General features: G+C 55.6%; 9 protein-coding genes. 5 read left to right on the top strand and 4 right to left on the bottom strand.

All coding sequences use genetic code 11. The annotated features are described in order from the left end of the window. Window positions 1-71 precede the first annotated feature (71 nt). The 4 genes from USH94_RS15945 to pepA form a co-directional block, all read right to left on the bottom strand. Window positions 72-575: a GNAT family N-acetyltransferase gene (locus USH94_RS15945; RefSeq protein WP_111964980.1), complete on the bottom strand. Its 504-nt coding sequence runs from the start codon at window positions 573-575 to the stop codon at window positions 72-74. Window positions 576-698: 123 nt separating this feature from the next. Then, window positions 699-3,554 carry a valine--tRNA ligase gene (locus tag USH94_RS15940; protein WP_111964979.1) on the bottom strand — a complete coding sequence of 952 codons (2,856 nt, stop codon included), beginning with the start codon at window positions 3,552-3,554 and terminating at the stop codon, window positions 699-701. Further along, a complete protein-coding gene (gene holC, locus USH94_RS15935) occupies window positions 3,554-3,997 on the bottom strand; it encodes a DNA polymerase III subunit chi (protein ID WP_008502815.1) in 444 nt (147 codons plus the stop codon). The genes USH94_RS15940 and holC overlap by 1 nt, the downstream gene beginning before the upstream one ends. 86 nt (window positions 3,998-4,083) lie before the next feature. Continuing rightward, a complete protein-coding gene (pepA, locus tag USH94_RS15930) occupies window positions 4,084-5,595 on the bottom strand; it encodes a leucyl aminopeptidase (protein ID WP_023309366.1) in 1,512 nt (503 codons plus the stop codon). A gap of 266 nt (window positions 5,596-5,861) precedes the next feature. On the opposite strand from pepA, the gene lptF reads away from it, so the two are divergent. From lptF to mtgA, 5 genes are all read left to right on the top strand, one after another. Continuing rightward, window positions 5,862-6,962, top strand: a complete 1,101-nt coding sequence (gene lptF, locus USH94_RS15925) for an LPS export ABC transporter permease LptF (protein ID WP_047650945.1) — start codon at window positions 5,862-5,864, stop codon at window positions 6,960-6,962. Then, the gene (gene lptG / locus USH94_RS15920; RefSeq protein ID WP_008501437.1) at window positions 6,962-8,044 is read left to right on the top strand and encodes an LPS export ABC transporter permease LptG; all 1,083 of its coding nucleotides are present in this window, start codon (window positions 6,962-6,964) and stop codon (window positions 8,042-8,044) included. Before lptF ends, lptG begins: the two co-directional genes overlap by 1 nt. A gap of 135 nt (window positions 8,045-8,179) precedes the next feature. Further along, window positions 8,180-10,513: an aerobic respiration two-component sensor histidine kinase ArcB gene (arcB, locus tag USH94_RS15915; RefSeq protein WP_111964978.1), complete on the top strand. Its 2,334-nt coding sequence runs from the start codon at window positions 8,180-8,182 to the stop codon at window positions 10,511-10,513. A gap of 233 nt (window positions 10,514-10,746) precedes the next feature. Beyond that, on the top strand, window positions 10,747-11,400 hold the full coding sequence (elbB, locus tag USH94_RS15910; protein WP_111964977.1) for an isoprenoid biosynthesis glyoxalase ElbB: 654 nt from the start codon (window positions 10,747-10,749) through the stop codon (window positions 11,398-11,400). Beyond that, on the top strand, window positions 11,397-12,122 hold the full coding sequence (mtgA, locus tag USH94_RS15905; protein WP_111964976.1) for a monofunctional biosynthetic peptidoglycan transglycosylase: 726 nt from the start codon (window positions 11,397-11,399) through the stop codon (window positions 12,120-12,122). The genes elbB and mtgA overlap by 4 nt, the downstream gene beginning before the upstream one ends. The last annotated feature ends 39 nt before the right edge of the window (window positions 12,123-12,161 follow it).

Raw genomic sequence — 12,161 nt, 5'->3', positions numbered from 1 at the left:
GTTGTGGTGTGAACTGAGAGTGTAGAGCATTCAGTTTACAGCCGCTTAACAGAAGAGGGCAGGAATGAAAGTTACAGACTTTTCAGCATCCTGACTTCGCAGTCAACGTGACCGGTACAGCCCAGGGGCGCATCGATATGCTCAAAACCCAGATGTTCATACAGGCCGATGGCCTCTTTGAGGAACGCGGTTGTTTCAAGGTAGCAGCGGGTGAAGCCCTGCTTGCGCGCATGATCCAGAGCAATCAGCGCCAGCTTTTTCGCCAGTCCTTGCCCGCGCGCCGTTGGCAGAAAATACATTTTCTGCAGCTCGCAGATATCCGGCTCGCTGCAGCTGAGGGGCGCCACGCCGCCGCCTCCGACAACCTGGCCGTTCTGCTCGATTACCCAGTAGGCGTGCCCTGGCTGGCTGTAGAGTTGGTAAAGCTCGTCCAGGTTCGGGTCGGCAACCGTGTAGCCTTTGTCGGCCGTCAGGCCATATTCGGCAGAAACGGTGCGGATAACAGCGGCGATAGCCGGGTTATCCTGCTCAGCGATCCGGCGCATCGTCGTCGCGACGGTGGTAATCACGCTCATAGCATTACTCATTACAAAAATTGACACATAACTGCTGTTAATAGCACCGCAGAAAGGGGAGTGCAAGCGAGGAGTTTTCAGGAAGGATACCCCTTACGCTCTGAAGCGTAAGGGGTAAAAGCATTACAGGGCAGCGATAACCGCCTGCTGCTCAATCAGCTTGGTCTTCGCATCGGCGAAGGCAACCAGACGCTCACGCTCTTTCGCGATGACCGCTTCCGGCGCGCGGGCGACAAAGCCTTCGTTCGCCAGCTTGCTTTCGATTTTGCCAATTTCCACGTCGACTTTCGCCACTTCTTTCGCCAGACGAGCCAGCTCGGCGTCTTTGTCGATCAGACCCGCCATCGGGATCAGCAGCTCGGCGCCGTCGATGATTTTGGTCACGGAAACCGGACCTTTGTCATCCGCAGGCAGCACGGTGATGCTTTCCAGACGCGCCATGGTTTTCAGGAAGGTGTTGTTCTCTGTGACGCGACGAACGGCAGCTTCACTGCAGCCACGAAGCAGCAGCTCCAGCGGTTTGCCAGGGGCAATGTTCATTTCAGCACGGATGTTACGTACCGCAACGATCGCCTGCTTCAGCCACTCGGTATCCGCTGATGCCGCTTCATCCACTTTCGCCGCATCGAATTCCGGGAACGGCTGCAGCATGATGGTATCTGCGTTGATGCCAGCAATCACCTTCACGCGCTGCCAGATGGTCTCGGTGATGAATGGAATAACCGGGTGCGCCAGGCGCAGCAGGCCTTCCAGAACGGTAATCAGCGTGTTGCGCGTGCCGCGCAGTTCCGCCTCGGTGCCGCCGTTCATCACCGGCTTCGCCAGCTCCAGATACCAGTCGCAGAACTGGTTCCAGGTGAATTCATACAGGATGCCCGCCGCGATGTCGAAGCGGTAGCTGTCCAGCGCCTCGCGGAATGCTTTTACCGTCTGGTTGAATTCCGCCAGGATCCAGCGGTCTGCCAGAGACAGCGTCATTTCGCCGCCGTTGAAGCCACAATCCTGATCTTCGGTGTTCATCAGCACGAAGCGGCTGGCGTTCCACAGCTTGTTACAGAAGTTACGGTAACCTTCCAGACGCTTCATGTCCCAGTTGATGTCACGGCCGGTAGATGCCAGTGCCGCCAGGGTGAAGCGCAGGGCGTCGGTACCGTGGGACTCGATCCCGTTCGGGAACTGCTTCTCGGTGCGCTTGCGGATTTTCTCAGCCAGCTGCGGCTGCATCATGTTGCCGGTGCGTTTTTCCAGCAGATCTTCCAGAGAGATACCGTCAACCATGTCCAGCGGGTCAATAACGTTCCCCTTGGACTTGGACATCTTCTGGCCTTCGTCGTCGCGGATCAGACCGGTCATATAGACGGTATGGAACGGAACCTGCGGCTTGCCGTCTTCGTCTTTGATGAAGTGCATGGTCATCATGATCATGCGGGCAATCCAGAAGAAGATGATGTCGAAACCGGACACCATCACGCTGGTTGGATGGAACTGACGCAGCGCGTCGGTGTTTTCTGGCCAGCCGAGGGTGGAGAAGGTCCACAGCGCGGAGGAGAACCAGGTATCCAGCACGTCTTCGTCCTGACGCAGGGCAACATCCGCGCTCAGGTTGTTTTCCTGACGCACTTCATCTTCGCTGCGGCCAACGTAGACGTTGCCTTCGTTGTCGTACCATGCCGGGATACGGTGACCCCACCACAGCTGACGAGAGATACACCAGTCCTGAATATCGCGCATCCAGGAGAAGTACATGTTTTCGTACTGCTTCGGCACGAACTGAATGCTGCCGTTCTCAACCGCTTCAACAGCCGGTTTCGCCAGCACGTCGGCACGCACGTACCACTGGTCGGTCAGCATTGGCTCGATCACCACGCCGCCACGGTCGCCGTACGGCACGGTCAGATCGTGAGGTTTGATCTCTTCCAGCAGGCCGAGTGCGTCGACGGCAGCCACGATCGCTTTACGCGCGGCAAAGCGTTCCAGCTTCTGGAACTCCGCCGGGATGTCGCTGGAGTAAACGTCAGACTCTTCGCCTTTGGTATCATACACTTCTGCGCTTTCGCGGATATCGCCGTCGAAGGTCAGGATGTTGATCATCGGCAGGGCGTGACGACGACCCACTTCATAGTCGTTGAAGTCGTGCGCAGGGGTGATTTTTACGCAGCCGGTGCCTTTTTCCATGTCGGCGTGTTCGTCGCCCACAATCGGAATACGGCGGTTTACCAGCGGCAGCACCACGAATTTGCCGATCAGATCTTTATAACGTGGATCTTCCGGGTTAACAGCCACGCCGGTATCGCCCAGCAGGGTTTCCGGACGGGTGGTTGCGACCACCAGGTAATCTTTACCGTCGGCGGTTTTTGCGCCATCGGCCAGCGGATAGCGGATGTGCCACATGGAGCCTTTAGACTCGCGGTTTTCCACTTCCAGGTCAGAGATGGCGGTGCGCAGTTTCGGATCCCAGTTTACCAGGCGCTTGCCGCGGTAAATCAGATCTTCTTTATACAGGCGAACGAAGACTTCTTTAACGGCATTGGACAGGCCTTCATCCATGGTAAAGCGCTCGCGCTCCCAGTCCACGGAGTTGCCAAGACGACGCATCTGACGGGTAATGGTGCCGCCAGATTCCGCTTTCCACTGCCAGATCTTGTCGATAAAAGCGTCGCGACCGTAGTCGTGGCGGGTTTTTCCTTCTTCAGCGGCAATTTTACGCTCAACCACCATCTGGGTCGCGATACCCGCGTGGTCAGTCCCCGCTTGCCACAGGGTGTTTTTGCCCTGCATGCGCTGGTAGCGGATCATGGTGTCCATGATGGTCTGCTGGAAAGCATGACCCATATGCAAACTGCCGGTGACGTTCGGCGGCGGGATCATGATGCAGAAGGACTCTTTGCTTTCGTCGCCGTTAGGCTTGAAATAGCCCTGCTGTTCCCAGTGCTCGTAAAGCGGCTGTTCGATATCGCGTGGGTTATATGTCTTTTCCATTATTTCCAGGTTGCCGTATTCAGGTTAAAACCAGCCAGGCGGTACGCTTTGTAGCGTTCGCGCGCCAGTTGTTTCAAAGATTCTTCGTAAGGGACAAAGTCTACCACTTCTGTGAAAGCGGTGGCAAAATCTGCAAAATCTATCCGCAGGCTAATCAGAATGTCGCGCGCGCTGCTGTTGCGCTTTTGCGGCCAGGCAATTTCAACCGGCGCCCCGCCGCGCGGACCTTCGCCTGACAGGTTATGCGGAACAAAACTCTCCGGCGGGCGAGCCCACAGCGCTTCATCGAGACGAATCGCCTGCTGCTCATCTTCACAGGCTATCAACACGCGTTTGCCTGCGCGCCAACGTTCTGCGGCAATTTCACACACCAGCTGTTCGACGGCGCTGAGGCCATCCTGATGGGTGTCGTTGTCCAGAAGGTAGAACGTTGCATTCTTCATATATGGGGCTTCTTGTGCTCACTTTAAATGCTTAAGCCGGGCGGCGGCTTCGCCTTACCCGGCCTACGGTTTACTGCCGTTTTGACTTACTCGTCGCCGTTAAAACCCGCACGATTGAGCAGGAACTGCGACAACAGCGCTACCGGGCGACCGGTTGCGCCTTTGGCCTTGCCGGAGCGCCACGCGGTGCCCGCGATATCCAGGTGCGCCCAGTTGTACTTGCGGGTGAAGCGCGCCAGGAAGCAGCCCGCGGTGATCGCCCCGCCAGGACGTCCGCCAATGTTCGCCATATCCGCAAAGTTAGACTCCAGCTGATCCTGATATTCGTCACCCAGCGGCAGACGCCATGCGCGGTCCCCGGCCTGCTCTGACGCACCAATCAGCTCGTGCGCCAGCGGATTGTGGTTCGACATCAGGCCGGTAATGTGATGGCCCAGCGCAATCACACAGGCTCCGGTGAGCGTGGCGACGTCAATCACCGCTTCAGGCTCGAAGCGCTCAACGTAGGTCAACACGTCACAGAGTACCAGACGGCCTTCGGCGTCGGTATTCAGCACTTCAACGGTCTGGCCGGACATGGTGGTCAGAACGTCCCCCGGACGATAGGCACGGCCGCCAGGCATATTTTCGCAGCCCGCCAGAACGCCGATCACGTTGATGGGCAACTGAAGTTCCGCGACCATGCGCATCACGCCATAAACCGCCGCCGCACCGCACATGTCGTACTTCATCTCATCCATGCCTTCGGCAGGCTTGATGGAGATACCGCCGGAGTCGAAGGTCAGGCCTTTACCGACGAGCACAATCGGGCGTGCGTCTTCGGACGGGTTGCCTTTGTACTCAATGACCGACATCAGGGATTCGTTTTGCGAGCCGTTACCGACCGCCAGATAAGAGTGCATCCCCAGCTCTTTCATCTGCTGTTCGCCGATGACGCGGGTAATGACGTTTTTGCTGTAGGCGTCGGCCAGCTGACGCGCCTGAGAAGCGAGGTATGCCGCGTTACAGATGTTCGGCGGCATGTTGCCGAGATCTTTAGCCGCTTTAATGCCGGCGGCAATGGCCAGACCGTGTTGAATAGCGCGTTCACCGCTGGTCAGTTCACGACGGGTTGGCACGTTAAAGACCATTTTACGCAGCGGACGACGCGGCTCGCTTTTATTGGTTTTCAACTGATCGAAGCTGTACAGGCTCTCTTTTGCCGTTTCAACCGCCTGACGCACTTTCCAGTAGGTGTTACGCCCTTTGACGTGCAGCTCGGTCAGGAAGCAGACGGCTTCCATTGAGCCAGTATCATTCAGCGTATTGATTGTTTTCTGAATCACCTGCTTATACTGACGTTCATCTAGCTCGCGTTCTTTGCCGCAGCCAATCAGCAGAATACGCTCTGACAGTACGTTCGGAACATGGTGCAGTAACAGCGTCTGCCCAGGTTTGCCTTCCAGTTCGCCACGGCGCAGCAGGGCGCTAATATAGCCGTCACTGATTTTATCGAGTTGCTCGGCGATCGGGGAGAGTCGGCGTGGTTCAAAGACGCCCACAACGATGCAGGCACTCCGCTGTTTCTCCGGGCTACCGCTTTTTACACTGAACTCCATGCACTACGCTCCTGAATCTTAAAGACAACGGCGGCAGCTACGGATAGAATTGAAACCTTTCGTAACTCATGTCCGCTGTTGTGGTGACTTCGTGTTAATCTTACGTTACTACGGTTTCGACACGTCAGAAACAATCCTGAAGCGTGAATCCGCCGGATGTTTTAATCTTAGCGATGATTTCGACGACTCAAGAGAATAAATGACGTTTAAGCCATGAAACAAGCGATTTTCCAGCAAAGAGACGGGTTTTTACGGGCGTATTTAAAGTGATAATCATAAGATATCTGGTGCGGGAGACGCTCAAAAGTCAACTGGCGATCCTTTTCATCCTGCTGCTGATTTTTTTCTGTCAGAAGCTGGTTAAGATCCTCGGTGCGGCCGTTGACGGCGAAATTCCAACAAATCTGGTACTTTCCCTGCTTGGTTTAGGGATCCCGGAAATGGCGCAGCTTATCCTGCCGCTAAGTCTTTTCCTTGGCCTTCTCATGACGCTTGGGAAACTCTACACCGAGAGTGAAATCACGGTGATGCACGCCTGCGGCCTGAGCAAAGCGGTGCTGGTGAAAGCCGCCATGATACTGGCGCTCTTCACGGGGATCGTTGCGGCGGTGAATGTGATGTGGGCGGGCCCCATGTCTTCCCGCCATCAGGACGAAGTGCTGGCCGAAGCGAAAGCCAACCCCGGCATGGCGGCGTTAGCCCAGGGGCAGTTCCAGCAGGCAACCGACGGAAACTCCGTGCTGTTTATTGAGAGCGTTGACGGCAGTAAATTCAACGACGTCTTCCTTGCGCAGCTGCGCCCCAAAGGAAACGCGCGTCCTTCAGTGGTGGTTGCAGACTCCGGTCAGCTTGCTCAGCGCAAAGATGGTTCACAGGTCGTGACGCTGAACAAAGGTACCCGTTTCGAAGGCACCGCGATGCTGCGCGACTTCCGTATTACGGATTTCCAGAACTATCAGGCTATTATCGGCCATCAGACCGTGGCGCTCGATCCAACGGATACCGAGCAAATGGACATGCGTACCCTCTGGAATACCGATACTGACCGGGCGCGCGCTGAGTTCCACTGGCGTATCACGCTCGTCTTCACCGTGTTTATGATGGCGCTGATTGTCGTTCCGCTGAGCGTGGTGAACCCGCGTCAGGGACGCGTGCTATCTATGCTGCCGGCGATGCTGCTTTACCTGATCTATTTCCTGCTGCAAACCTCGATTCGTTCCAACGGCGCGAAGGGTAAGCTGGACCCTATGGTCTGGACATGGTTCGTCAACAGCCTGTACATCTTACTGGCGCTGGGGTTAAACCTGTGGGATACGGTGCCTGTGCGCCGTATACGTGCCCGATTCTCGCGTAAAGGAGCCATCTAATGCAGGCGTTTGGCGTTCTTGATCGCTATATCGGTAAAACCATTTTTACCACCATCATGATGACGTTGTTCATGCTGGTGTCGCTCTCCGGCATTATCAAATTTGTCGATCAGCTGAAAAAAGCCGGGCAGGGGAGCTATGACGCGCTGGGCGCGGGGATGTATACCCTGCTCAGCGTGCCGAAAGATGTGCAGATCTTCTTCCCGATGGCGGCCCTGCTGGGTGCGCTGCTGGGGCTGGGAATGCTGGCGCAGCGCAGCGAGCTGGTCGTAATGCAGGCCTCGGGTTTTACCCGTATGCAGGTTGCGCTGTCGGTGATGAAAACCGCAATCCCACTGGTGCTGTTGACCATGGCGATTGGCGAATGGGTTGCGCCTCAGGGTGAACAGATGGCGCGTAACTACCGTGCTCAGGCTATGTACGGTGGTTCGCTGCTCTCGACTCAGCAAGGTTTATGGGCTAAAGACGGTAAAAACTTCGTCTACATCGAACGGGTGAAGGGGAATGATGAACTGGGCGGGGTGAGCATCTACGCTTTCGATGACCAGCGCCGTCTGCAGTCCGTTCGCCACGCCTCTTCGGCGAAATTTGACGCCGAACATAAGCAGTGGCGGTTGTCCCAGGTTGATGAATCCGACCTGACCGATCCGAAACAGATTACGGGTTCTCAGACGGTAACCGGCACGTGGAAGACCAACCTGACGCCTGACAAGCTCGGTGTTGTTGCCTTGGATCCTGACGCGCTCTCCATCAGCGGTCTGCACAACTATGTGAAATATCTGAAGTCGAGCGGGCAGGATGCGGGACGTTATCAGCTCAACATGTGGAGCAAAATCTTCCAGCCAATGTCCGTGGCGGTAATGATGCTGATGGCGCTGTCGTTTATCTTCGGTCCGTTGCGCAGCGTGCCGATGGGGGTTCGCGTCGTGACCGGCATCAGCTTCGGCTTTGTGTTCTACGTGCTCGATCAGATCTTCGGTCCGCTGACGCTGGTTTATGGCATTCCGCCGATAATTGGTGCGCTGCTGCCAAGCGCCAGCTTCCTCCTGATCAGCCTGTGGCTGCTGTTGAAACGCTCCTGATTGACCTCTCCTCGCTTCCGGTTAACCGGAAGCGAGGCTAATCACCTGTTTCACCCCGCACTTTTTCTCATAACCTTCAACGCCTCGCCCTGAATTTGAGTATTATTGAGCGATAACGTCGTGAAGGGATCCTCTATGAAGCAAATTCGAATGCTCGCCCAGTATTACGTCGACCTGATGATGAAACTTGGGCTGGTGCGTTTCTCCATGCTGCTTGCGCTGGCGCTGGTCGTTCTGGCCATTGTTGTGCAAATGGCCGTTACTATGGTTCTGCATGGTCAGGTCGAGAGTATCGACGTCATCCGCTCCATCTTCTTTGGGTTGCTCATTACCCCCTGGGCGGTCTATTTCCTTTCCGTTGTGGTTGAACAGCTGGAAGAATCCCGTCAGCGTTTGTCTAAGCTGGTCGATAAACTGGAAGAGATGCGCGAGCGCGATCTGAAGCTTAACGTCCAGCTTAAAGACAACATTGCGCAACTGAATCAGGAGATCTCCGATCGTGAGAAGGCGGAAGCCGAACGTCAGGCCACGCTGGAGCAGCTGAAAATCGAAATGAAAGAGCGCGAGGTCACGCAGATCCAGCTTGAGCAGCAATCCTCTTTCCTGCGGTCGTTCCTCGATGCGTCGCCGGACCTGGTGTTTTACCGCAATGAAGATAAAGAGTTTTCCGGCTGTAACCGGGCGATGGAGTTGCTCACCGGGAAAAGCGAGAAGCAGCTGATTCACCTGAAGCCGCAGGACGTTTACTCTGAAGAGGCGGCGGCCAAGGTCATGGAGACCGACGAAAAAGTCTTCCGTCATAACGTCTCGCTGACCTATGAACAGTGGCTGGATTACCCGGACGGACGCAAAGCCTGTTTTGAGATCCGTAAGGTTCCGTACTATGACCGCGTGGGGAAACGCCACGGCCTGATGGGCTTTGGCCGCGATATCACCGAGCGTAAGCGCTATCAGGATGCCCTGGAGCGCGCCAGTCGCGACAAGACCACCTTTATCTCCACCATTAGCCACGAGCTGCGCACGCCGCTTAACGGCATTGTCGGGCTGAGCCGTATTCTGCTGGATACCGACCTGACCGCAGAACAGGAAAAATACCTCAAGACTATCCATGTCTCAGCGGTCACGCTGGGTAATATCTTCAACGATATTATTGATATGGATAAGATGGAGCGCCGTAAAGTTCAGCTTGATAATCAGCCTGTTGATTTCACCAGCTTCCTTGCCGATCTCGAAAACCTGTCCGGCCTGCAGGCCCAGCAGAAGGGACTGAGTTTTGTCATGGAGCCAACCCTGCCGCTGCCGCATAAAGTGGTGACTGACGGCACGCGTCTGCGCCAGATCCTGTGGAACCTTATCAGCAACGCGGTGAAATTCACCCAGAAGGGGCAGGTGGCGGTGCGTATCCGCTATGACGAAGGAGATATGCTGCACTTCGAGGTGGAGGACTCCGGGATTGGTATTCCGCAGGAGGAGCAGGACAAAATCTTTGCCATGTACTACCAGGTGAAGGACAGCAACGGCGGAAAACCGGCGACCGGAACAGGCATTGGCCTGGCGGTCTCTAAACGTCTGGCGAAGAGCATGGGTGGCGATATCACCGTTGCCAGCCAGCCGGGCAAAGGGTCAACCTTCACGCTAACGGTCCATGCGCCGGCGGTGGCGGAAGAGGTAGAAGATACCTTCGAAAATGACGATATGCCGCTGCCTGCCCTGCACGTTCTGCTGGTGGAGGATATTGAGCTGAACGTGATTGTGGCTCGCTCGGTATTGGAAAAACTGGGCAACAGCGTGGATGTCGCGATGACCGGTAAGGCCGCACTGGAGATGTTTAAACCGGGCGAATACGACCTTGTGCTGCTTGATATCCAGCTGCCGGATATGACCGGGCTGGATATCTCGCGTGAGCTGACGCGTCAGTACGCGGCCGACGAACTGCCGCCGCTGGTGGCGCTGACGGCGAACGTGCTGAAAGATAAAAAAGAGTATCTCGATGCCGGTATGGACGATGTACTCAGCAAGCCGCTGGCGGTGCCTGCTCTGACCGCCATGATTAAGAAGTTCTGGGATACCCGTGATGAAGAGGAGAGCACCATGACGTCTGTTGATAGCGCAAAAGCCCAAACGATACTCGATACCGCGATGCTGGAGCAGTATATCGATCTGGTAGGCCCGAAACTTATTACCGATGGTCTGGCGGTCTTCGAAAAAATGATGCCGGGCTATCTGAGCGTTCTGGAATCAAACCTGACGGCCCGGGACCAGAAAGGCATCGTCGAAGAAGGACATAAAATCAAAGGTGCCGCCGGCTCGGTCGGTTTGCGCCATCTTCAGCAGCTGGGTCAACAGATTCAGTCGCCTGATTTACCTGCATGGGAAGATAACGTGGGTGATTGGGTTGAAGAGATGAAACAAGAGTGGCAAAACGATGTTGCGGTGCTTAAAGCCTGGGTCGACGCCAGAAAAAAATGACCCCGGCTTAACCGGGGTGCGCGAATACTGCGCCAACACCAGGGAAATCGTGGCTGCGCCTGTTTTTTTAAAGTTATTTTCGAAAGGGCGCTGCCTGAAAAATTTAGGCCGCACGCAGATAAGATAGCAAATCTTAAATGATTTGTTACATGAATCAGTGAAATGTGTGAAGCATAGCGTTTTAATCAAAATTATTAATGTGCTTCAGCAAGTTGCAGAAAAGGATTGTCATGATGAAAAAGATTGGTGTCGTGCTGAGCGGATGCGGTGTTTACGATGGTTCTGAGATACATGAAGCCGTAATCACGCTGCTGGCCCTGGCTAAGCAGGGAGCGGAGGTTATTTGTTTTGCACCAGACAAAAATCAGTCGGATGTGATTAACCATCTGACCGGTGAACCAATGGCGGAAACCCGTAACGTGCTGATTGAAGCCGCGCGTATTGCGCGAGGTGATATCCATCCTCTTATTCAGGCAGACGCCGCAGAGCTTGATGCGCTCATTGTGCCGGGTGGGTTTGGCGCGGCCAAAAATCTCAGTACCTTTGCCGCACAGGGGGCAGAGTGTCAGATCGATCCTCATCTTAAAGCGCTGTCGCAGGCCATGCATGCGGCAGGAAAACCGCTGGGCTTTATCTGCATAGCGCCGGCAATGCTGCCCAGGATTTTTGATTTCCCGCTGCGCCTGACCATCGGGACGGATATTGATACCGCGGAAATCGTCGAGGAAATGGGGGGAGAGCACGTTCCTTGCCCGGTGGATGACATTGTGGTTGATGAAGATAACAAAATAGTCACCACGCCTGCGTATATGCTGGCGCAGAATATTGCAGAAGCGGCTATGGGGATCGAAAAGCTGGTCGCCCGAGTGCTGGTGCTGGCTGAATGAGTCGTCAATCCGGTGCTGGCGCTTGGGTAAAACGTATCCTGTTGCGCATCGTTCTGGTGCTGGCGGTGTTTTGGGGCGGTGGACTCGCCCTGTTCAGCATTATGCCGGTCCCGTTCTCTGCCGTGATGGTTGAGCGTCAGCTCGGCGCGTGGCTCAGCGGTGATTTCGGCTATGTTGCCCATTCTGACTGGGTGAGCATGGACGAGATCTCACCGCTCATGGGGCTCGCGGTAATCGCGGCGGAGGATCAGAAATTCCCGGAGCACTGGGGATTCGACGTTGCGGCCATTGAGAAGGCGCTAGCCCATAATGAACGTCATGAAAACCGCGTGCGCGGTGCGTCAACCTTGTCGCAGCAAACGGCCAAAAATCTGTTTCTGTGGGACGGCCGCAGCTGGGTGCGAAAGGGGCTGGAGGCGGGGTTGACCCTGGGGATGGAAACGGTCTGGAGCAAAAAACGCATTCTGACCGTCTATCTCAACGTCGCTGAGTTTGGTGACGGCGTTTTTGGCGTGGAAGCTGCCGCGCAGCGTTATTTCAATAAGCCAGCCAGCCGTCTGAGCATGTCAGAAGCAGCGTTATTGGCCGCCGTTTTACCGAACCCTATCCGCTTTAAAGCCAGTGTCCCATCAGGGTACGTGCGAAGCCGTCAGGCGTGGATCATACGCCAGATGAATCAGCTGGGCGGAGAGGGTTTTATGCAGCGTAATAATCTAATGTAGGGCGGGTAAGCGCAGCGCCACCCGCCGAAGGGGCGAACG

This window comes from Enterobacter sp. 148H3 (assembly GCF_034107425.1).
Taxonomy (GTDB): domain Bacteria; phylum Pseudomonadota; class Gammaproteobacteria; order Enterobacterales; family Enterobacteriaceae; genus Enterobacter; species Enterobacter vonholyi.
The sequence above is the reverse complement of the archived record's forward strand: the minus strand, read 5'-3'. Positions and strand labels throughout refer to the sequence as shown.